This window comes from Streptomyces rimosus, assembly GCF_008704655.1.
Lineage (GTDB): Bacteria > Actinomycetota > Actinomycetes > Streptomycetales > Streptomycetaceae > Streptomyces > Streptomyces rimosus.
Genome location: NZ_CP023688.1, coordinates 1469728 through 1489973, shown reverse-complemented (window position 1 = coordinate 1489973; position 20246 = coordinate 1469728). Strand labels below are relative to the sequence as shown.

The 20246-nt window shown below is 72.6% G+C and carries 19 protein-coding genes and 2 pseudogenes; 11 read left to right on the top strand and 10 right to left on the bottom strand.

Features of this window, described 5'->3' with window-relative positions:
* The first annotated feature begins 56 nt into the window (after positions 1-56).
* Both CP984_RS06105 and CP984_RS06100 read left to right on the top strand, forming a co-directional pair.
* The gene (locus tag CP984_RS06105) at positions 57-644 is read left to right on the top strand and encodes a TetR/AcrR family transcriptional regulator (RefSeq protein ID WP_030180347.1); all 588 of its coding nucleotides are present in this window, start codon (positions 57-59) and stop codon (positions 642-644) included.
* A gap of 63 nt (positions 645-707) precedes the next feature.
* Positions 708-1865 (top strand): acetyl-CoA C-acetyltransferase, encoded by a 1158-nt coding sequence (locus tag CP984_RS06100; RefSeq protein ID WP_003985432.1) that lies wholly within the window; start codon positions 708-710, stop codon positions 1863-1865.
* Between the two features lie 552 nt (positions 1866-2417).
* On the opposite strand, the pseudogene CP984_RS06095 reads toward CP984_RS06100, so the two are convergent.
* From CP984_RS06095 to CP984_RS06080, 4 genes and pseudogenes are all read right to left on the bottom strand, one after another.
* Positions 2418-3458 (bottom strand): annotated as a pseudogene (locus CP984_RS06095) (NAD(P)H-dependent flavin oxidoreductase); the annotation flags it as partial.
* Complete coding sequence (locus CP984_RS06090; protein WP_176564577.1) at positions 3455-4219, bottom strand: CoA-transferase subunit beta; 765 nt, start codon at positions 4217-4219, stop codon at positions 3455-3457. The gene CP984_RS06090 and the pseudogene CP984_RS06095, both read right to left, overlap by 4 nt.
* A 17-nt stretch (positions 4220-4236) precedes the next feature.
* Positions 4237-5109 carry a CoA transferase subunit A gene (locus CP984_RS06085; protein WP_003985429.1) on the bottom strand — a complete coding sequence of 291 codons (873 nt, stop codon included), beginning with the start codon at positions 5107-5109 and terminating at the stop codon, positions 4237-4239.
* A complete protein-coding gene (locus CP984_RS06080) occupies positions 5109-5924 on the bottom strand; it encodes an enoyl-CoA hydratase family protein (protein WP_003985428.1) in 816 nt (271 codons plus the stop codon). The genes CP984_RS06085 and CP984_RS06080 overlap by 1 nt, the downstream gene beginning before the upstream one ends.
* A gap of 98 nt (positions 5925-6022) precedes the next feature.
* Between CP984_RS06080 and CP984_RS06075 the strand changes: the two genes are divergently transcribed.
* From CP984_RS06075 to CP984_RS06065, 3 genes are all read left to right on the top strand, one after another.
* Entirely contained in the window at positions 6023-6862 is an 840-nt protein-coding gene (locus tag CP984_RS06075; protein WP_003985427.1) for an SDR family oxidoreductase, read from the top strand.
* Positions 6855-7808: an SDR family oxidoreductase gene (locus CP984_RS06070; protein WP_003985426.1), complete on the top strand. Its 954-nt coding sequence runs from the start codon at positions 6855-6857 to the stop codon at positions 7806-7808. The genes CP984_RS06075 and CP984_RS06070 overlap by 8 nt, the downstream gene beginning before the upstream one ends.
* A 347-nt stretch (positions 7809-8155) precedes the next feature.
* On the top strand, positions 8156-8935 hold the full coding sequence (locus CP984_RS06065) for an SDR family oxidoreductase (RefSeq protein WP_003985425.1): 780 nt from the start codon (positions 8156-8158) through the stop codon (positions 8933-8935).
* A 12-nt stretch (positions 8936-8947) separates the two neighbouring features.
* On the opposite strand, the gene CP984_RS06060 is transcribed toward CP984_RS06065, so the two are convergent.
* The 3 genes from CP984_RS06060 to CP984_RS06050 all read right to left on the bottom strand — a co-directional run bounded on the left by CP984_RS06060 (position 8948) and on the right by CP984_RS06050 (position 10686).
* Positions 8948-9472, bottom strand: coding sequence for a hypothetical protein (locus tag CP984_RS06060; protein WP_129820779.1), 525 nt, complete (start codon positions 9470-9472; stop codon positions 8948-8950).
* 145 nt (positions 9473-9617) lie between these two features.
* Positions 9618-10319 (bottom strand): N-acyl homoserine lactonase family protein, encoded by a 702-nt coding sequence (locus CP984_RS06055; protein ID WP_030180342.1) that lies wholly within the window; start codon positions 10317-10319, stop codon positions 9618-9620.
* 124 nt (positions 10320-10443) lie between these two features.
* Positions 10444-10686 (bottom strand): hypothetical protein, encoded by a 243-nt coding sequence (locus CP984_RS06050; RefSeq protein ID WP_030189672.1) that lies wholly within the window; start codon positions 10684-10686, stop codon positions 10444-10446.
* A 410-nt stretch (positions 10687-11096) separates the two neighbouring features.
* Between CP984_RS06050 and CP984_RS06045 the strand changes: the two genes are divergently transcribed.
* Positions 11097-11990: an SDR family oxidoreductase gene (locus CP984_RS06045; RefSeq protein WP_030180338.1), complete on the top strand. Its 894-nt coding sequence runs from the start codon at positions 11097-11099 to the stop codon at positions 11988-11990.
* 113 nt (positions 11991-12103) lie between these two features.
* Here the strand turns inward: CP984_RS06045 and CP984_RS06040 are convergent, their stop codons facing one another.
* The gene (locus CP984_RS06040; protein WP_003985418.1) at positions 12104-12712 is read right to left on the bottom strand and encodes a TetR/AcrR family transcriptional regulator; all 609 of its coding nucleotides are present in this window, start codon (positions 12710-12712) and stop codon (positions 12104-12106) included.
* A gap of 113 nt (positions 12713-12825) precedes the next feature.
* Here CP984_RS06040 and CP984_RS06035 point away from each other — a divergent pair, with 113 nt between their 5' ends.
* The gene (locus CP984_RS06035) at positions 12826-14337 is read left to right on the top strand and encodes an MFS transporter (protein ID WP_003985416.1); all 1512 of its coding nucleotides are present in this window, start codon (positions 12826-12828) and stop codon (positions 14335-14337) included.
* 65 nt (positions 14338-14402) lie between these two features.
* A complete protein-coding gene (locus CP984_RS06030; RefSeq protein ID WP_003985415.1) occupies positions 14403-15371 on the top strand; it encodes a DUF3500 domain-containing protein in 969 nt (322 codons plus the stop codon).
* A 107-nt stretch (positions 15372-15478) separates the two neighbouring features.
* On the opposite strand, the pseudogene CP984_RS06025 reads toward CP984_RS06030, so the two are convergent.
* Positions 15479-15853, bottom strand: a pseudogene (locus CP984_RS06025) (transposase); the annotation flags it as partial.
* 173 nt (positions 15854-16026) lie between these two features.
* Here CP984_RS06025 and CP984_RS06020 point away from each other — a divergent pair.
* The 3 genes from CP984_RS06020 (at position 16027) to CP984_RS06010 (ending at position 19137) form a co-directional block, all read left to right on the top strand.
* A complete protein-coding gene (locus tag CP984_RS06020) occupies positions 16027-17268 on the top strand; it encodes an IS701 family transposase (protein ID WP_003987480.1) in 1242 nt (413 codons plus the stop codon).
* 164 nt (positions 17269-17432) lie between these two features.
* Positions 17433-18200, top strand: a complete 768-nt coding sequence (locus CP984_RS06015; RefSeq protein WP_030191976.1) for an IS5/IS1182 family transposase — start codon at positions 17433-17435, stop codon at positions 18198-18200.
* Between the two features lie 122 nt (positions 18201-18322).
* Positions 18323-19137, top strand: a protein-coding gene (locus CP984_RS06010; protein ID WP_086026293.1) for an IS5 family transposase whose coding sequence is annotated in 2 segments (ribosomal slippage) — positions 18323-18674 and positions 18674-19137 — 816 coding nt in all. Because the reading frame shifts where the segments join, the coding sequence is not laid out codon by codon here.
* Positions 19138-19141: 4 nt separating this feature from the next.
* Here the strand turns inward: CP984_RS06010 and CP984_RS06005 are convergent.
* Complete coding sequence (locus tag CP984_RS06005; RefSeq protein ID WP_003986351.1) at positions 19142-19945, bottom strand: DeoR/GlpR family DNA-binding transcription regulator; 804 nt, start codon at positions 19943-19945, stop codon at positions 19142-19144.
* Positions 19946-20246: the final 301 nt, after the last annotated feature.

Genomic DNA, 20246 nt, shown 5'->3' with positions numbered 1-20246 from the left:
AGCCCCGGAAGACCGGCGGCAAGTCCCAGAAGAAGCCCGCCGCGGGGAAGCCCGCCGTGACCCCGTCGCCCGCCCGCCGCCGAGAACTGCTCGCCACCGCGGCCGAGGTGTTCGCCGCGCACGGCTACAGCGCCACGACCGTACGCCGCATCGCGGACGAGGCCGGGCTGCTCGCGGGCAGCCTCTACTACCACTTCGACTCCAAGGAATCGATGCTGGACGAGATCCTCAGCACGTTCCTGGACGAGCTGTGGGCCGGCTACGACGCGGTGCTCGCGGCCGGGCTCGGCCCCCGGGAGACCATCGAGGCCCTGGTCACCGAGTCCTTCCGGGAGATCGACCGGCACCGCGCCGCCGTCGCCATCTACCAGAACGAGTCCCGGCAGCTGGCCGCCCGCCCCCGCTTCGGCTACCTCGCCGACTCCCAGCGCAAGTTCGAGAAGGCGTGGCTCGGCACGCTGGAACGCGGCGTCGCCGAGGGCGTCTTCCGCCCCGAGCTGGATGTCCGGCTCACCTACCGGTTCGTCCGCGACACCGTCTGGGTCGCCGCGAGCTGGTACCGGCCGGGCGGCCACCACGGCCCGGAGGAGATCGCCCGCCAGTACCTGTCGATGGTGCTGGACGGCATCGCCGTACGGGACTGACCACACGGCACCTCCGGGAAGCACCGCGCACGCTCCGCACGCCCCGACGACCGAGGAGCCCGCATGGCCGAGGCTTACATCATCGACGCGCTGCGCACCCCCGTCGGCAGGCGCGGCGGCTCACTCGCCGCCGCGCACCCGGCCGACCTTGGCGCCCATGTGCTCAAAGCGCTGATGGCGCGCACGGGCGTCGACCCGGCCGCCGTGGACGACGTGGTCTTCGGCTGCCTGGACGCGGTCGGCCCGCAGGCCGGTGACATCGCCCGGACCAGCTGGCTGGCGGCCGGGCTGCCCGAGGAGGTGCCGGGCGTCACCGTGGACCGGCAGTGCGGCTCCTCCCAGCAGGCCGTCCACTTCGCCGCGCAGGGCGTGCTCTCCGGCACCCAGGACCTGGTGGTCGCGGGCGGCACCCAGAACATGTCGATGGTCCCCATCGCCTTCGCGAGCCGCCGGGCCGCCGAGCCGCTCGGCCTGACCGAGGGCCCGTTCGCGGGCAGCGCGGGCTGGCGCGCCCGCTACGGCGACCGGCCCGTGAACCAGTTCCACGGCGCCGAGCTGATCGCTGAGCAGTGGGGCATATCCCGTAGGGACATGGAGGAGTACGCGCTGCGCTCGCACCGGCGGGCCGTGCGAGCCCTCGACGAGGGGCGCTTCGCGCGCGAGCTGGTCCCGTACGGGGACGTGACGGCCGACGAGGGACCGCGGCGCGACACCTCCGCGGAGAAGATGGCGGCCCTGCCGCCCGTGGTGCCCGGCGGGCGGCTCACCGCCGCCGTCTCCTCCCAGGTCTCGGACGGCGCGGCGGCCCTCCTGCTGGCGAGCGGGCGTGCCGTACGGGATCACGGTCTGACACCGCGCGCCCGCGTCCACCACCTGTCCGTACGCGGCGAGGACCCGATCCGGATGCTGACCGCGCCGATCCCGGCCACCGCGCACGCCCTGAAGAAGACCGGGCTGCGCATCGACGCCATCGACCTCGTGGAGATCAACGAGGCGTTCGCGCCGGTCGTGCTGGCCTGGCTCGCGGAGACCGGCGCCGACCCCGCCCGGGTCAACGTCAACGGCGGCGCCATCGCGCTCGGCCACCCGCTCGGCGCGACCGGATGCCGGCTGATGACGACGCTGCTGCACGAGCTGGAGCGCACCGGCGGGCGCTACGGCCTCCAGACGATGTGCGAGGGCGGCGGGCAGGCCAATGTGACGGTGATCGAACGGCTGTGAACCCGGGCCGGGGCGGGGCCCCGGCCCGGCGGTGCGTCCGGGTCAGCAGGCCCGGTTCTTCACATACAAGGCGCGCGGGCCGCGGTCCGTGCCGTACCGGACGTCCTTCGTCTGCCCCTTGGCGAGACGGCCGTTCACGGTCGGCCGGGCCGGTACGACGATCGTGTAGCAGGCCGGGCGCTGCTTGCAGAGGTTCTTCAGACGGACGAGCCGCTGGTGGTCCTTGGTGAAGTACTTCATCACCTTGGCGCACTGCGGCGCCCGCGGGGCCGCGGCGGCCTGGGACGCCGAGGCCAGACCGAGCGTCGTGCTGAGCGCCGTCACCGCGACGGCCGTGGCGAGGAACTTGCGCATCTGATCTCCCCCGATGGAAACCTCCGCCCGCGGCGGCACCACGGGCAACCTTTCTGGTCGTCCCCACCGTAGTCCGCCGGAGTCCCGTTCGATATTCGGGGCATGTGTTCGAGCCGGGTGGCGGCGTGTCGGCGCGTACGGTACGGGTCCCGGCGGCGGCCTGCTCAGGCCGGGGGCCCGTCCCTCAGACCGGGCGGCCCGCCCCAGCCGGTCCAGCGTCGCCGCCGCCTCGGCCATCACACGCCCGACCAGTTCCGCGCACGACGGCAGGTCGTCGATGAGCCCCGTCACCTGACCGGACGCCAGCACCCCGGCGTCGGTACGGCCCTCCACCAGACCGGCCCGCAGCATCATCGGCGTGTTCGCGGCCAGCAGCACCTGCCCCCACGTCAGCTCCGCGCCGCGCTTCATGGCCAGCCCGTCGCGCACCATACGGGCCCAGCCCGTGCCCGCTTCCTTCCGGAACGCCGCCGCATGCCGCACGGCCCGCAGCAGGGCCGCCGGACGCCCGGACCGTTCGAGGGCGGCGACCAGGTCCGTCCGCAGCATCCGGTGCGGCAGCCCGTCCACCTTGCGCGTCACCGTCACGTCCCGCACCGAGGCGGCCAGGTAGCGCGCCTTGACCGCGGCCGGGACGGTGCTGTCGGAGGTGAGCAGGAAACGCGTGCCCATGGCCACGCCCGCCGCGCCGAAGGCCAGCGCTGCCACCAGCCCGCGCCCGTCGCAGAAGCCGCCGGCCGCCACCACCGGGATGTCCACCGCGTCCACGACCTGCGGCAGCAGGACGGTGGTGGCCACCTCGCCGGTGTGCCCGCCGCCCTCGGCCCCCTGGACGACCACCGCGTCCGCGCCCCACGCGGCGACCTTCTCCGCGTGCCGCCGCGCCCCCACCGTCGGGATGACGACCACACCCGCGTCCTTCAGCCGGGCGATCAGCTCCCGCGAGGGCGCCAGCGCGAACGAGGCCACCCGCACGCCCTCCTCGATGATGATCCGCACCCGCTCCGCGGCGTCCCCGGCGTCCGCCCGCAGATTGACGCCGAACGGCCGGTCCGTACGGGCCGCCACCTCGCGGACCGCGGCCCGCAGCCGCCCCGTGGACATGGTGGCGGAGGCCAGGATGCCCAGCGCCCCGGCCTCGGCGGTGGCGGAGACCAGGCGCGGCCCGGCGACCCAGCCCATGCCGGTCTGCACGATCGGGTACCGGACGCCGGTCAGCTCGGTGAGCGCGGTGGTCAGGGCCCGCACGGCGGCACCTCCCGGTCGCGCAGCCCGCCCGGATCGAGCACCTCGCGGATCAGCCGCAGCTCGGCGGCGTCCGGCGCCCGGGTCACGGGCACCCCGCCGTCCGGCACGCGCAGCGCGAACCCGGTCGCCTCCCGCACGTCCGCCAGTCGTACGCCGGGGTGCAGCGACCGGACGCGCATCGTGCGGTCCGGCGTGTCGAAGTCGAAGACGCCGAGGTCGCTGACGACCTCCCGGACGTCGTGGAAGCGGGTGGCGGACGGCCCGGCGGCCGCGGCCCGGTCGTACCCGACGCCGCACACCATGTCGACCCGCTCGACGAAGGTGCGGGGCGAATGCCGGGGCACCCAGTAACTGGTCGGGTGGTTGAGCGTGTTGACGGGCGCGCCGCGCACCCCGAGCAGCTGCCGGGACGGGCGCGCCCAGTCCCCGACGCAGGAGATGTTCTGGTTGCCGTACCGGTCGATCTGGCTCGCGCCCATCATGACGTGCCGGCGGCCCGTGGCGACCAGCGCCAGATGGCGGCGGTAGGGGAGCCAGCCCTCCGTCACCGGCGCTCCGTTCCCCGCTTCCGGCGCGTCGCCGACGAGCAGCGCCTCGCCGTCCGTCAGCAGGAGCTCGGGGGAGAAGGTGCGTTTCGCGAGCCGGGCGCCGAGGGCGGGGACGGTGCCCATGGGGGAGGCGAGCACTTCGCCGGCGCCGCGCCAGACTTCGGCGCAGGCCACCACGCAGTACTCGGCTCGGGTGACGGTCATGGGTCCGGCGTCGGCTGTCATGAGCGCTCCCCGGCGGTCTCTTCGGTGAAGGCAGCGACCGCGGCCTGGTAGTCGTCCTCGTCGCCCGACAGGAAGCGCTTGACGAACCCGGCCCAGGCGTCCGGGTCCGCCGCCGCCCGTACGTACGCCCGCTGGAACGCCTCGTCCCGCCCGTAGTCCGGCGCGCACGAGGTGAAGTGCGCGCCGCGCGGCGCCTCGACGACACCGCTGACGAACATCCGGCTGACCAGCAGCGTTTGCGGGCCGCCCGCCCGGTTCAGCTCCGCGCCGTCCACGATCCGCTCGCACGAGACGTACGCCGCGTCCGCGGCCTCGCAGAAGAGGTCGTCGAAGTAGGGATCGGGCCCCAGGTACTGCCCGTTGCCCCGGGCATCCGCCCGGTTGAGGTGCACCAGCGCCGCGTCCAGCCGCAGCGCGGGGACGGCCGCCAGCTCCTCGCCGTCCGCGTACGGCGAGGTCACCGTACGGATGTGGGGGTTGACCCGCAGCACGTCGGAGCCCGGCCCGGCCCGTACCGGCAGGAAGGGCAGCCGCTGGCCGGCCGCCGTCAGCCCCCACATGAACATCGCCTCGTCCAGCTCGGTCAGCGCGAAGGCGCCGCGCTCGCGGGCCGCGCGAAAGTGCGGCTCCAGCGGGATCGAGTCCAGGGTGACGAAGGGCACGACCAGCCGGCGGATCTTCCCGGCGGCGGCCAGCAGGCCCACGTCCGGGCCGCCGCAGGAGACGACGGTGAGGTCCGTCAGCGGGGACCGCAACAGGGCCCGTACGAGCGCCATCGGCTTCCGGCGCGAGCCCCAGCCGCCGATGCCGACCGTCATCCCGCTCGCCAGCCGGGCCACCACGTCGTCGGCGGTCATGACTTTGTCCATCAACTCGACTCCTCCGAGGGTGCGTTGGTGCCCTCCGCGTCGGACCGGCCCTCCGGGCACGGCGCCCCGTTGCCGAACGTGTCCCGGAGCCGCTCCGCCACTCCGCTGAGACTGGCCTCGAAGGTGAAGCCCTGCTCGAAGCGGTAGCTGCGGTGCACATCGACGGGGTCGATGCCGTTGATGGCGGCCTTGGCCAGCCGCAGCAGGTACCCGTCCTTGGCGGCGATCTCCCCGGCCAGCCGCAGCGCCGCCGCCAGCAGCGCGTCGCGCGGCACCACCTCCCACACCGAGCCGTGCCGGTGGAGTTCGGCGGCGGTCACGGTGCGCGAGGTGTAGTAGAGGGTGCGCATCAGGTGCGGCGGGACGAGCCGGGCGAGGTGGGTGGCCGCGCCGAGCGCGCCACGGTCCAGCTCCGGCAGGCCGAACGTCGCGTCGTCGCTCGCCACGATCGCGTCCGCGTTGCCGACCAGCCCGATCCCACCGCCCAGGCAGTGGCCCTGCACGGCGGCGACGACCGGCACCTCACAGTCGTACACGGCCCCGAACGCCGCGTGGCACCCGCGGTTGACGCCGAGCAGCGCCCCGTGCCCCGGCGTCCGCCGCAACTCCTTGATGTCCACCCCCGCGTTGAACCCGCGCCCGGCGGCGGCGAGCACCACGCAGCGGGTTCCGGGGTCGCGGCCGGCCGCCCGTACCGCGTCGGCGAGGTCGAACCACCCCTGTACGGGCAGGGCGTTGACCGGCGGCCGGTCGACGGTGACGAGCGCGATGCCGTCCCCGGGACGGGACAGTGTGACGGCGGTGGAGACACCCATGGGCGGATCAGCTACCTTTCCACCAAACGTTTGTTAGGTGCCGGGTATCCGAGAAGGTAGCAGCGCGGCGCCCGCAACGGGAGGGCGGAGGTGGCCTTTTGGCGATCGGCATCGACCTGTCGGGGCGCGTCGCGGTCGTCACGGGCGGCACACGGGGCGTCGGCGCCGGCATCGCCAGGGCCCTGCTCGCGGCGGGCGCCACGGTCGTCGCCGCCGCGCGCCGACCGCCGGAACGGCCGGTCGAGGGGGCGGACGGCCGCGCCGCCGCCTTCGAGCCGCTGGACGTACGCGACCCGGACGCGGTCACCGCCTGCTTCGCCCGCGTACGGGACCGGTACGGCAGCCTCGACATCCTCGTCAACAACGCGGGCGGCACCCCGTACCGGCTCCTCGCCGACTCCACACCGCAGCAGGCCGCCCGGGTCATCGAGCTGAACCTCGTCGCGCCGCTCACCGCGTCCCTCGCCGCCCGCGCCGTCATGGCGGACCAGCCGACCGGCGGCTCCATCATCATGATCGGCAGCGTCAGCGGCACCCGCCCCTCACCCGGCACCGCCGCCTACGGAGCCGCCAAGGCGGGCCTGGAAAACCTCGCCCGGACCCTGGCCGTCGAATGGGCACCGCGCATCCGCGTCAACACGCTCGTCGTCGGCATGGTGCACACCGAACGCTCCCACCTGCACTACGGCGACGCGGCGGGCGTCGCAGCCGTCGGCCGCACCGTCCCGCTCGGCCGGCTCGCGACCCCCGACGAGATCGGCGAGGTCTGCGCCTTCCTGGCGGGGGACCGGTGCGGGTACGTGACCGGCGCCAGCCTCGCCGTCCACGGCGGAGGCGAACGGCCGGCGTTCCTGGACGCGGCGGCCGGTACACCGAGCGGGCCGCCGCCCATGCCCCGTACGCCCGTAACCACCGACCTGGAGGACGCAGATGACTGAGAACGTGCGGGAGGAAGCGGCCGGGGCGGGGCTGTGCGCCGGACGCGTGGTCGTCGTCACCGGGGCGGGCCGGGGCCTCGGGCGCGCCCACGCGCTGGCGTTCGCGGCCGAAGGCGCGCGGGTCGTCGTCAACGACCTGGGCGTACGGCCGGACGGCAGCGCGGCGGCGGAGGCGGGCGGACCCGCCGAAGAGGTCGCCGCGGAGATCCGCGCGGCGGGCGGCGAGGCGGTCGCCCACGGCGGGGACATCGCCACGCCCGCGGGCGCCGCCTCGCTCGTCGCCGCCGCGCTCGGCGCGTACGGGCGCCTGGACACCCTGGTCAACAACGCCGGTTTCGTCCGCGACCGGATGCTGGTGAACCTGACCGAGGACGAGTGGGACGCCGTCCTGCGCGTCCACCTCAAGGGCCACTTCCTGCCGCTCCGGCACGCGGCCGCGCACTGGCGCGCGGAGGCCAAGGCGGGCCGCACGCCGCGGGCGCGTGTGGTCAACACCAGCTCCGGCGCGGGCCTCGCGGGCAGCGTCGGCCAGGCGAACTACTCCGCCGCCAAGGCCGGCGTCCTCGGCCTCACCCTGGTGGCCGCCGCCGAACTGGACCGGTACGGGGTCCAGGTCAACGCCATCGCCCCGGCCGCCCGCACCCGGATGACCGAGCGGACCTTCGCCGCGACCATGGCCGCGCCGACGGACGGCACCTTCGACGCCATGGCCCCCGAGAACGTCTCCCCGCTCGTCGTCTGGCTCGGCTCCACCGCCTCCGAAGGCGTCACCGGCCGCGTCTTCGCCGCCGAAGGCGGCCGGATCACGGTCATGGAGGGCTGGCGCCCCGGCCCCACCGCCGACAAGGGGGGCCGGTGGACTCCGGGTGAGGCGGGGGAGGTGGCGCGGGAGTTGCTGGCCGAGGCGGGGGAGCCGGAGGGGGTTTATGGGGCGGGGGTGCGGTGAGGTGGTGTGCGGGAGTGCGGGAGTGCGGGAGTGCGGGAGTGCGGGAGTGCGGGAGTGCGGGTGTGCATACGTGCAGGCCGGGGGTGAGGCGGTGTTCGGGGCGTTCGGGTGTCCGGGTATGCACGCGTGCAGGCCAGGGGCGAGGTGGTGTGCGAAGCCTTCGGGGCTCGCGGGTGAGGTGGTGTGCGGGGTGTTCGGGGCCCGCGGGTGAGGCGGTGTGGGGGGCGTTCGGGGCCCGCGGGTGAGGTGGCGTGCGGGATGTTCGGGGCCCGCGGGTGAGGTGGCGTGTGGGATGTTCGGGGCCCGCGGGTATGTTGGCGCGGCCAGCACCGACCGAGGAGCACACCATGCCGTCCCGTACCTATCTCGTGACCGGAGCGGCCTCCGGCATAGGCGAGGCCGCCGCCGCCCGCCTCCGCGCGCAGGGCCACACCGTGATCGGCGCCGACCTCAAGAACGCCGACATCGACGCGGACCTCGCCACCGCCGAAGGCCGTACCGAACTGGCCGTACAGGCGCGGGAACTGACCGGCGGCCGGCTGGACGCGGTGATCGCCTGCGCCGGTACCGCCGCCTTCGACCCCCTGACCGTCAAGGTGAACCACTTCGGCGCGGTGGCCACCCTGGAGGGCCTGCGCCCGTTGCTCGCCGCCGGCACCGACCCGCGCGCGGTCGTCGTCTCCTCGATCGCATCGGTGCACCCGTACGACAGCGCCATCGTCGACGCAGCGCTGGCCGGCGACGAGCCGGCGGCGGTCGCCGCGGCGCAGGCGGCCGTCGACCGCGGCGAGGGCCACCTCGTCTACGGCTCGACCAAGGCCGCCATCGCGCGCTGGGTCCGCCGTACCGCACCCATCGAAGACTGGGCGGGCACCGGCATCCCGCTCAACGCCGTGGCCCCCGGAACCGTCCTCACACCGATGACCGCACCCATGCTCGCCGACCCGGACACCCGCCGGGTGGTAGACGCCAGTGTGCCGATGCCGTTGCACGGCCACGCACGCGCCGAACAGGTCGCGGCCCTCCTGACCTGGCTGACCTCACCGGAGAACACGCACGTCACCGGGCAGGTCGTCTTCCTCGACGGCGGCGCGGACGCGGTGCTGCGCGGGGACAGTACGTGGTGAGAGGACGCGGCGTCACCCGTCGGCCACAGCGTCCCGCTTGCCTTTCCTGCCGCCCGCCCGCTTCGTCATAAAGACGGTGCGCATCGACGGAAGGAAGTTCCTGCCGCGGCTCTTGCGTGCAGCGGCGGGAACACCGAAGTCGTGGTGCGCACCCTCGGCGGCGACGAGCGCGTACGCGCGGGAGAGGGTGTTGAGCGCTTTGCTGGACCGCCCCTTCCGCTTGCCCTTGCGGAGGGAGGTGGCCTCGCCGGCGATCGCCCTGAGGAGTTCCTCGCGGGCGACGGCAACGGGTGACCGCGGGACGGCGGCCCATTCCTTCTTGGCCATGATGGTTCCTTTTCCTGTCGAGTTCCTGTCGAGGCTGTGAGCAGGGCGGAACTGCCACCGGGACAGCATCGGCACCCGTGGCAACGTGAAAGGGGCAGGCGGGCGGTTCCGCACCGCCGAAAAGCGGGGGCGGATTCGCGGACGGAATACCGGCGTACGGCAGAAGCGATGCACGGCGATTCCGTCGGTCACGGTCTCGTCGGCACTCACCGGCCCACCGCCCGGACGCGCTGCCCCGTCCCCGGATTTCCGCCGACCTCACCAGCAGTTTCCCCAACAACGGCAGGACATAAGCCTTTTCGCGCGCTCTGTCCCCGCGGAAAACAGGCTTTGCGGCCCAACACCGCGGGCCCGCCTACCGACCCGGTTCCCACACCGAACAGTCATGGGCGAACAGCACCCGCCGCGGATCGAACTCGTTCAGCCGCTCCAGCCACGGCGGGTGGCCGGGCAGCGGGGCGCCGACACCGTCGAGGGCGGCCTGCCGGGCCAGCTGGTCCGAAGCGAACTCCGAGGCGAAATCACGCGCCTGGCCCGCCAGGACGACGGTGCCGTCCGGCCGGCGTACGACCAACGACTGGTGCCCCGCGGTGTGGCCCGGCGTCGGGATGATGTGCACACCGGGCCACACCTCGGCCTCGCCGTGCAGCTCCTCGTACACGGCACCCGGGAAGTCGACCAGCGCGTCCACCGTGTATCCCTCCTGGCGGGCCAAGGCCAGTTCCGTCGCCTGCACGAGAACGGGTTTGCCGGCCAGCAGGGGATTGCCGCCGCAGTGGTCGAAGTGCAGATGGCAGTTGACCACCAGGGAGACATCCGCGAGCCGGTGCCCTGCCTCGGCCAGCGCCGCTTCCAGGGGCCTGCGCCGCGGCCGGTAGTGCGCCTCGGTCTCCGGGTCGGCCGCGCCGATGCCCGTATCGAACAGCAGCAGCCCGGCATCGTGCCGCACCAGATAGGCGAGCACCGGTTCCACCCGCGGCTCCGATCCCCCGGCCTCCGACGCGGGACGAACGAAGTAGCCGAGGTCCAGGCGGCGCACCGCCCGGGGGAGGTCCATGACGCTCTTGGTGTCCGTGGCGTGCGCGGCGTCCGTGGTCTTTTTGGCGTCCATCCCGCCATCGTGGCAGCGGCCGGACGGGGACTCAGCTCTCTGCGGCGGTACGGGAGACTTAGACGATGCCCTACGTGGTGAGGTGGACGTAGGAGCCGGTATGGGGCGGGGGACGGTTGGACCGTTCCGGGCGGGCTGTGGGAGGTCGCGGAGCCGCTGATCCCACCGGCGTGGGTGCGCCCGCAGGGCGGCGGATCGCCGGGCTGCTGAGCGGGGCCAGGGTCACCGACCGGTCGCCGTCGGCGAGTTGGTCGCCGTCCATGCCCTGGAAGTAGAGCGACACGGCTTTGGAGCGGGTGGTCTTCTCGGCCACGGTGTAATGGGTGACCTTCCGGTGCCCGCGCCGGCCGGACCAGGTGCGCTCGTCCTTGGGCAGCAGCGGGTCGTCGTTGTGTCAGGGGCCGCGTGTCCCGGACCCGCTCACGTATGCCCACGTCGTACCACTCAGCTGACGGGCCCCGGGGGTAGTTGGCGCTGCAGCCCCACCCCTGCGGAAGCGCCTCAAGCAACTCCGGCTGACAAGGCTGCCCGGAGGGTGCGGCGCAGCTGCGCGACACCGAGGTCACGGGGACCGAGCCTCCGGGGAGGCGGGCCGGCCCGACCCCCGCCCTCCTTTCGAGACACCGTGTACCGTTTCCATGCTACCGTTTCGGTGCACGGTGAATCGAAAGTGTCCCGGGGATCATGCGTTGCGACGCCCCCGGGCGGAAATGGATGGTCATCATGCGCGTCTTCGTCACTGGTGCGACGGGCTGGATCGGGTCGGCGGCGGTCGACGAGCTGCTCGCTGCCGGTCACGGTGTCGTCGGTCTGGCCCGGTCGGACACCTCGGCGGCGACTCTTGAGGCGAAGGGCGCGACGCCGCTGCCCGGCGGCCTCGACGACCTCGACGTGCTGCGCCGCGGCGCAGCCGAGGCGGACGCGGTCGTGCACCTCGCCAACAAGCACGACTGGGGCAACCCCGCCGAGTCCGACCGCGCCGAGCGCGCCGCGGTCGAGACCATGGCCGAGGCCCTGACAGGCACCCACAAGCCCTTCGTGGTCGCCAACGGACTCTCCGGCATCGTCGAGGGGCGCGCCGCCCTGGAGACGGATTCCTCGCCGGACGTCGGCCCCGGCGCGTCGCGCGGAGGCAGTGAGAATCTCGCACTCGACTACACCCGCCGGGGCGTGAAGAGCGTCATCGTGCGCTTCGCGCCCTCGGTGCACGGCGCGGGGGACTGGGGCTTCGTGGCCTTCCTCGCCAAGGCCGCCCGCGACAGGGGTGTGTCCGGCTACATCGGCGACGGCTCGGTGGAGTGGTCGGCGGTACACCGCGTGGACGCCGCGCGGTTGATCCGGCTGGGCGTCGAGCGCGCCCCGGCGGGGACGCGGCTGCACGCGGTGGCCGAGGAGTCGGTCACCACCCGTGCCATCGCGGAGGCGCTGGGCGAGGCGCTCGGTCTTCCCGTGGCTTCCATCGCGCCCGAGGACGCGGGCGAGCACTTCGGCTTCGTCGGCGGCTTCTTCGCCACGCCGATGGCGGCCTCCAGCGCTCGCACACGCGAACTGCTGGGCTGGAAGCCGACCGGGCCGACGCTGGTCAAGGACATCCTCGACGGTGCCTACGGCGGCTGAGGCGCCGACCGTCGACGACGGGCCGCTGGTGGGTCGCGACAGTCCGCGGCGTCCACGGCCCGTCAGCCGACGCGGCAGGGCAGGCAGTGCCGACACCCCGGACGCCTGTGCCGTCAGTCGGCGCTGCCGCCGCCCCCGGACGTCCCGGACCGCCGTGCGAGCTGTCGGCCGCAGGTCTCGGCGAGGGCGGCGGTGTCCAAAAGTGCCGGATCGCGGCCGGTGAAGTGCCAGAAGAACACCGGCCCGATGAGGGACGCCGTCGCTTGGTCGAGCGTACGGCGGCAGGTGTCCGCGCCCAGGGCGCGGCTGAGGATGACGCGCGCACTGTCGCCGATGACGTCGTGGTCGGCCAGAAGGGCGGCGACGGCCGGGTCGTGCTGTGCCTCGCCGATCAGCGCGCGGTAGGCCGCCCCCGCGTGTGAACGTGTGAGGAAGACCGTCAACGCGTCGAGGTAGGCGGCGAGTTCGGCCACGAGATCGCCCGTCGGCTCCACTGCGAGCTCCTGGCGGGCGTCGTCGGCACTGGCCTCCAGGAGGATCTCCGCCTTCGTCGACCACCATCGGTACACGGTCTGCCGCCCCACGCCCGCGCGGTCGGCGATGCCCTTCACGGTCATCGCCGCATAACCGACCTCTACGAGGAGATCGTCGGCGGCGTGGAGAACGGCGGCGCGTGCCCGCTCGCTCCGGGGCCGGCCGAGACGGGCGCTCTGCTGCTCCATGCCTCGAAGCGTACCCGCGCAACCACATAGGAGACAAACTGTCTCGTATGTGTGGTGTCGCGCCCCCGGAAACCGCGGGAACCCAAGATGCCCAGGAAGCTCAAGGAAGAAGAATGCTGCGCACCGACATCGCCACCACTCCCGAGGACAGCAGGACGGCCGCGCGCCGCGCCGTCATCGTCCTCGCCTGCGTGAGCGCGTGCACCACGCTCGTGATCGGTTTCGTGGCCGCGATCAACCTCGCGGTCCCCCTGCTCGCGGCCGGCGACCTGCACCCCACCTCGTCCGAACTGCTCTGGATCGTGGACGGCTACGTCGTCGTCTTCGCCTGCCTCGTCATCCCCGGCGGCGCGGCCGGCGACCGTTTCGGACGCAAGGGCGTCCTGCTCACGGGGCTGTTCACGGTCGCCGCCGGAGCGGCGCTGTCGGCCCTGGCGCCGACCGTCGCGATCCTGCTCGCCGGCCGGGTGCTCACCGGGATCGGCGCCGCACTCGTACTGCCGAACTGCGTCGGCATCCTCATCCACGCCACACCGGCCGAGCGCCGCGGCCGCGCACTCGCGGTGTGGGCGGGCGTGAGCGGCATCGGCGGCCTGGTCGGCAACGTCGGGGGAGGAGCGCTCCTGACCGGCGGGTCATGGCGGACACTGTTCCTCGCCGTCGTGCTCGTCGCGCTCGCCTGCGCGCTCTGGGCAGCGACCGCCGTGCCGCGCAGCAGCCGTCATGAGCGTGGGCTCGACCCGGTCGGCACGCTTCTCTTCGTCGCGGCGGCCGTCGCCCTCCTCCTCGGCATCATTGAGGGCCCCGAACTCGGATGGACGAGCGCTTTCGTGGCCACCGCGTTCACTCTCTGCGCCGCCCTGACCGCCGTGTGGCTCGCCGTCGAACTGAGGGTGCGCCACCCCATGCTCGACCCGCGGCTCTTCCGCAATCCCCTCCTGGCCACGGCGAGCATCGGCATGGTGGTCGCGTTCTTCGCCAACTTCGGCCTGTTCTACGTCAACGCCTCGCTGCTGCAGTACGGCCGCGGCTTCAGCGTGCTCGGCGCCGGACTCGGCATCCTGCCGATGACACTGCCCCTGCTGCTCGGCACCCGGTACGTGCGGCACCTCGTGGCCCGCGCCGGGCACGCCGTGACCCTCGCCGCCGCGTTCCTCGCCACCACGGGCGGCCTGTTCGGCCTCTCGACCGCCTCGGAACAGCCCTACGCCGTGTACGCGTGCTGGCTGGTGCTCGTCGGCATCGGCATCACCCTGGCACTGCCCTGCCTCACCCAGGAGATCACGGCGGGGCTGCCGCCCCAGCAGGCGGGCGTCGCCGGCGGACTGCAGTCCGCCACCCGCGAACTCGGCAGCGCACTCGGCGTCGCCGTCGTGGGCACGGTGCTCACCGCCGGATTCACACGGAACCTGCCCGCCGCGGTGACCGGCGCGGACAGTGCACCGCGCACGGTCGCCGAGGCACTGGCCCAGGCGCCGGCCCGGCACACGGACATCGTCGCCGCCTACGTCGACGGCGCGGACGCGGCGCTCCGGGTCGCCGCCGTCAGCGCCTTCTGCGCCGGCGTCCTCGTGGTCGCCGGGGCCACCTGGGCCGCCCGCCGCACACGGCAGCACACCGCGTGAACCGTGCCGGCGCAGCCGCGCCACCGACACGACCGCTCCAGCGAAAGGAAAGCACCATGACGCCAATGCCGGCCTCTGACGACCCGTACCCCAAAGTCCTCGAAGCGGCCAAAAGCTTTCAAGCCTCCCTCGGCCGGAGACAACGCGCCGACCTGCTGCACCCGCACACCTTCGCCAACGCGCGCCGCTGGCACACCTACCCGCAGTGGTCGCTCGGCCGCTCCGGACGGCTCGGCGTGAACCTCGCCTCCCTCTCCGGCATCCAGTGGGAGGCCCTGATGCGCCTCCTGGAAGCCGCGCTCGGCACCGGACCCGACCGGGGCGCCGACAAGGTCAGGCAGCACATCATCGCCGACGAGTATCTCCGCTCGACCGGCATGGGCGATGGCTACGGCCGCACCGGTTTCCGTATCGCCTTCCTCGGCGAGCCGACCGCTGAGGGCCGGTGGCAACTGCAGTGCGGAGGCCACCACCTCGCCGTCGCGAACACCTACGAGGGCGGCCGGCTCACCGGAGCCACCCCGTCGTTCCGCGCCGTCGAACCGTGCCGCCCCTTCTCGTACCAGGGACGCACGTATGACCCGATGGGCCGCAAGCGCCAGGCCCTGCGCGCCCTGCTGGCCTCGCTCGACCCCGCGCAGTGGCGCGCGGCCGAACTGCCGGACCGCCTCGATGACCTGCTGCTCCGCCCCGGCCGTGACTGGACGTTCCCCACCCGCCGGGAGGGCATTGCCGTCGCGGACTTCTCCGCCGGCCAACGCGCCCTCGCACTCGATGCGATCCGTGCCTGGGTGGAGGACGTGGACGACACGAACGCCGCCCGTATCCTCGCTCGCTACGAAGCGGAGCTCGACGAGACGACGGTCGCCTACGCCGGTTCCGCCCGCCTCACCGGCACAGGCGACTTGGTCCGCATCGACGGACCGTCCGTCTGGATCGAACTGCGCATGGACGAGCCGTACTCCACCACCGAGCCCCACCCGCACTCCGTCTGGCGCGACCGTCATACGGACTACGGCGGCCTGCGGCCCTGAGGCCGACTCTGCCGGGGACCCCGGAGTCTCGTGGTGCGGCAGCATGGTCAACGGGCGTGCTCGGGTGGCTCCGGTGACAGGCGCCCCATACCCCTCCGCCCACATTCCGGCGAGCAGGTTGAGGTACCGCCGCCGGTAGGGGCGTGAGGCTCGGACTCAGAACGACCGACACGGGCGACGTCGAGGGGGCCGGCGTTGTCGGGCCGGTGCAGCACGGCCCGGTGCAGGTGGCCCCGGACGCCGGCCCTGGACCAGATCAGGAAGCGGCGGTGTGGGCCGTGCTTCGGCATGCCGAAGCACGGCGGCAAAGCCCGACAGGAGCAGTCGCTGACCATGACGTGGATGATCGCGGCGGACAGCGTCTCATCAGGCGTGTCCGGCGATCCGCCGCCCTGCGGGCGCATCCCCGCCGGTGGGATCAGCGGCTCCGCGACCTCCCACAGCCCGCCCGGAACGGTCCAACCCCATGTTCCCCGCCCCAGACCGGCTTCTCCGTCCACCTCACCACGTAGGACATCGTCTTAGTACTCCAGTGGGACTTCACCATTCCTGCTGGTCAGACGCGGTCTTTCGAGCCTAGCGGGCGGACGGTGCCCCGCGGGCCGGTTCCGGGATGTCGTCGTGGACAGCGGGGCGGAACGCTCAGGCTCGGGGCATGATGGCGGACTTTGTCACGGGACGCTGGAGCGCCGAGCTCGAAGACCTGTTCTTGCGGGTGAGCGGAAGGTTCGGCCGGGTCGAGGTGCGGCGTCGGATGCGGGATTACGTGCGGGGCCTGCTGGGCCCGGTGAGCCGCAAGAACAGCTGGCAGCTGGCCGAGTACGCCGGTCACAACGGCCCCTACGGCCTGCAGCACCTGCTGTCGTGGAGCCGGTGGGACCCCGACGAGCTCCGCGATGACGTGCAGAGTTACGTCGCCGAGAAGCTCGGCGCCCCGGGCGGCGTCCTGATCGTCGACGACACCGGGTTCGTGAAGAAGGGCACCGTCTCGGCCGGGGTGCAGCGGCAGTACTCCGGCACGGCCGGACGGACCGAAAACTGCCAGATCGGCGTCTTCGCCGCCTATGCCTCCAGCCGGGGGCGGGCGCTGGTGGACCGGGAGCTGTATCTGCCCAAGTCGTGGATGAACGATGGGGACCGCTGCCGGGCCGCCCGCATCCCCGCCGAGCGTGGCTTCGCTACCAAGGGGGAACTGGCCCACACCCTGGTCCTGCGGGCGCTGGCCTCGTCGCTGCCGATCGCCTGGGTGACCGCCGACAGTCTTTACGGGCAGGAGTGGCGCTTTCGTCACCTGCTCGAGCAGGCCCAGGTCGGCTACGTGCTCGCGGTGCCCAAGTCCCAGCAGCTGAAGTCGCTGTTCGGGATCTGGCGCATCGACCAGGTCATTGCCGATGCGCCGGACGACGCCTGGCAGATCTTGTCCTGCGGCGACGGTGCCAAGGGACCGCGCGTCTACGACTGGGCCGCGGCGAAGCTGCCCGCCAACCTCGTCTTCGACCCTGATCCGCCCACGCACGAGCGGTGGGTGCTGGCCCGACGCAGCCTCAGGCGTCCCGACGAGATCGCCTATTACCTGGCCTACGCGCCCGTTGGCACTGCCGTTGAAAGGCTGGTCGGTGTCGCCGGCTCCCGCTGGGCGATCGAGGAGTGCTTCCAGGCCGCCAAGGGCCAGTGCGGCCTGGACCAGTACGAAGTGCGCCGCTACCCAGGCTGGTATCGGCACATCACCCTGGCCATGCTCGCGCACGCCTTTCTCGCCGCCATGGCCGCGGCCGCGGTCAAAAAGGGGGCGGCCGAAACGACACAGCCGGCCTGGCCCCGCTCACCGTGGCAGAGGTCCGGCGTCTGCTGGCTGCTGTCCGCCCCTGGCCGGCGCACCGCGGTGGCGGCGCACTGACCTGGTCCCGTTGGCGCAGACGCCACCAGGCCATCGCCCGCGCCTGCCACTACCGCAGACGTGTCCGCGACTGACGCGGTATCCCGGAACCGGCCCGCGGGGCACCGTCCGCCCGCTAAAAGTTGTCCCGTAACTGATGGGGCCGCTGGGACGTTGATCGGGGCATGGGTGGGGTGATGTCAGCAGACGATCCGAAGTGGATCGAGCCGTTCACCGGGCTGAGTCCGGCACAGTTCAACCGCCTGGTCGCGCTGGTGCGTCGTCGTGGCGGTGACGTCCAGCGAGGCCGGCCGTGGCGGTTGCCGCTGGAGGACCGGGTGTTACTGGTTGCCACGTACTGGCGCACGAACCTCACGTTGCGGCAGGTCGCGCCGCTGTTCGGGATCTCCAAGTCGGCCGCGGACCGGATCCTGGACCACCTCGCGCCGCTGCTGGCGATCTCACCGGCCCGCCGCAAGCGCGAGGACACCGTCTACATCGTCGACGGCACCCTGATTCCCACCCGGGACCGCAGCGTCGCCGCTTCCAGCAAGAACTACCGGTACTCGACGAACCTGCAGGTCGTCATCGACGCCAACAGCCGCCTGGTCGTGGCCGTCGGCGCTCCCCTGCCCGGCAGCCGTAACGACTGCCGGGCCTTCACCGAGTCGGGTGTCGACATCGCCTGTCGAGGCGTTCCGGTGCTCGCCGATGGCGGATATCAGGGCACCGGCCTGCTCATTCCTCACCGCCGTCGACGCGGGCAGGAAACCCTGAGCCCGCAGCAGGAAGCCGAGAACAAGGTCCACCGCAAGGCCCGCGCACGCGTCGAGCACGCCCTGTCCCGCCTGAAGAACTGGAAGATCCTGCGGGACTGCCGCCTCAAGGGCAGCGGCGTTCACCAGGCCATCCTGGGCATCGCCCGCCTCCACAACACAGCCCTCACCGGATAATCCCCACCCCATACGGGACAGCCTTTAGGCTCGAAAGACCGCGTCTGACCAGCAGGAATGGTGAAGTCCCACTGGAGTACTTAGACGTCATTTCGTTTGGTGTGATCTTGCGGCAGTCTGGGATGGTGACTGCCCCTCTTGTCGAGCGGATGGTGCCGGACAGTCTGTGGGAGCTGTTCGAGCGCGTGGTGCCGCCGGCGCCGGAACGACCGCAGGGCGGTGGCCGAGGTCGGCGCGGGGACCGCGAGGTGCTGGCCGCGATCATCTTCGTGGCCACCTCTGGATGCACATGGAATCAACTGCCGACAGGGTTCGGACTGTCGGGGGTGACCGCGTTCCGCCGCTTCACCGAGTGGACCGAGGCCCGAGTGTGGGCCAAGTTGCACCGCCTGGTCCTGGACGAGCTCGGCGCCCGCGGCGAGCTGGACTGGTCGCGGTGCGCGATCGACTCCGTCAGCGTCCGGGCCATCAAAAGGGGCCGTTGACGGGACCGAATCCGACCGACCGCGGCAAGAGCGGATCGAAAATCCACCTCATCGTGGACCGCAACGGCCTCCCGGTCTCGATCGGCATCTCCGCGGCCAACCTCCACGACAGCCAGGCACTGATCCCGCTGGTGCGGGGCATCCCGCCGATCCGCTCCCGCCGCGGACCGCGGCGTCGCAAACCCGGCAAGCTCCATGGCGACAAGGGATACGACTACCCGCACCTGCGGCGATGGTTAGCCGGCCGCGGGATTCGCCATCGCTTGGCCCGCAAGAGAACCGAGTCCACGCGACGGCTGGGCCGGCACCGCTGGGTCGTCGAGCGCACGGTGTCCTGGCTGCTGGGCTGCCGACGCCTCCACCGCCGCTACGAACGCAAGCCCGAACACTTCCTCGCCTTCACCGCCATCGCCTCAACCCTCATCTGCCATCGACGACTCCAAATGAAATGACGTCTTAGCCGTCCGCGGCGGTACGGGCGGCCACCACGCGCAGGCCCCGCTCGCCGAACTCCCGCCGGACGGACTCCTTCGCGCCGCTGTCCGTGATCAGGGTGTCGAAGACATCCGCGGCACCGACCCGGGCGAAGCAGCGTGCGCCGATCTTCGAGGAGTCCGCGACGACCACGGCGCGCCGGGCCCGTTCGGCCATCAGCCGGTTCACCCGGGCCTCCGCCTCGTCGTGCACCGTCGCGCCCATCACCGGGTCTATCCCGTTCGCGCCGATGAAGGCGATGTCCACGGAGATCTGCTGCAGGACCAGCTCGCTGAACGGCCCGACCAGTTCGAACGACCGGGAGTGCGCCACGCCGCCGGTCAGCACGATCTTGATCTGCGGGCGTACGGCGAGTTCGTTGGCGATGTTCAGCGAGTTGGTGACGATGGTCAGATGCGGCTGCGGTCCGGCCTCGGCGAACTCCGGCCGGGTGGCCAGCACCCGGGCGATCTCCGTGGTCGTGGTGCCGCCGCTGAGCCCGACCACGTCGCCGCGCTCCACCAGCTTCGCCGCCGCCTGCGCCACCGCCTCCTTCTCGTCGGCACGGTGCGCCCGCTTGTAACGGATGGGCAGGTCGTACGCCACCGAGCTGAGCACCGCGCCGCCCCGGGTACGGGTCAGCAGCTGCTGGTCGGCCAGCGCGTCCATGTCGCGCCGCATCGTCGCGGCCGACACCTCCAGCTGGGCCGCTGCCTCCTCGACCTCCACCCGGCCGCGTTCGCCGAGCAGCTCCAGGAGGGCGTTCATCCGTTCATGGCGGTTCATGGCGCGAGCCTAAGTCCTTCCCGGCGGCCTGCGTGATATCGGGGAGCCCGCCGGACGGCCGGGGGCGCGGGGCGGGCAGGTGCCGCGCCCACCCGTCGTGCGAGGGTACGCAAACGCTTTCGCGTCCTGTGCCGGCGGGGGTACGGCGTCCGCCGTCCCTCCGCTCCCTCCCGCACGACCGGTGTACGCCCCCGCACGCCCGCGTGCTCCTCCACGCCGGTTCGCACTGGTCTGCATTGGGCCATACCGGTCTGTATCGGTAGGTACTGGATCGCACCGGCCCGGACCAACTCGCGGCGGC

Excerpts from the sequence above, each read along its gene's own strand:
- CP984_RS06100 (WP_003985432.1), top strand. The coding sequence starts at position 708 with ATGGCCGAGGCTTACATCATCGACGCGCTGCGCACCCCCGTCGGCAGG.
- CP984_RS06090 (WP_176564577.1), bottom strand. The coding sequence starts at position 4,219 with ATGACCGTCACCCGAGCCGAGTACTGCGTGGTGGCCTGCGCCGAAGTC.
- CP984_RS06085 (WP_003985429.1), bottom strand. The coding sequence starts at position 5,109 with ATGGACAAAGTCATGACCGCCGACGACGTGGTGGCCCGGCTGGCGAGC.
- CP984_RS06080 (WP_003985428.1), bottom strand. The coding sequence starts at position 5,924 with ATGGGTGTCTCCACCGCCGTCACACTGTCCCGTCCCGGGGACGGCATC.
- CP984_RS06070 (WP_003985426.1), top strand. The coding sequence starts at position 6,855 with ATGACTGAGAACGTGCGGGAGGAAGCGGCCGGGGCGGGGCTGTGCGCC.
- CP984_RS06065 (WP_003985425.1), top strand. The coding sequence starts at position 8,156 with ATGCCGTCCCGTACCTATCTCGTGACCGGAGCGGCCTCCGGCATAGGC.
- CP984_RS06055 (WP_030180342.1), bottom strand. The coding sequence starts at position 10,319 with ATGGACCTCCCCCGGGCGGTGCGCCGCCTGGACCTCGGCTACTTCGTT.
- CP984_RS06045 (WP_030180338.1), top strand. The coding sequence starts at position 11,097 with ATGCGCGTCTTCGTCACTGGTGCGACGGGCTGGATCGGGTCGGCGGCG.
- CP984_RS06040 (WP_003985418.1), bottom strand. The coding sequence starts at position 12,712 with ATGGAGCAGCAGAGCGCCCGTCTCGGCCGGCCCCGGAGCGAGCGGGCA.
- CP984_RS06035 (WP_003985416.1), top strand. The coding sequence starts at position 12,826 with ATGCTGCGCACCGACATCGCCACCACTCCCGAGGACAGCAGGACGGCC.
- CP984_RS06030 (WP_003985415.1), top strand. The coding sequence starts at position 14,403 with ATGCCGGCCTCTGACGACCCGTACCCCAAAGTCCTCGAAGCGGCCAAA.
- CP984_RS06020 (WP_003987480.1), top strand. The coding sequence starts at position 16,027 with ATGATGGCGGACTTTGTCACGGGACGCTGGAGCGCCGAGCTCGAAGAC.
- CP984_RS06015 (WP_030191976.1), top strand. The coding sequence starts at position 17,433 with ATGGGTGGGGTGATGTCAGCAGACGATCCGAAGTGGATCGAGCCGTTC.
- CP984_RS06005 (WP_003986351.1), bottom strand. The coding sequence starts at position 19,945 with ATGAACCGCCATGAACGGATGAACGCCCTCCTGGAGCTGCTCGGCGAA.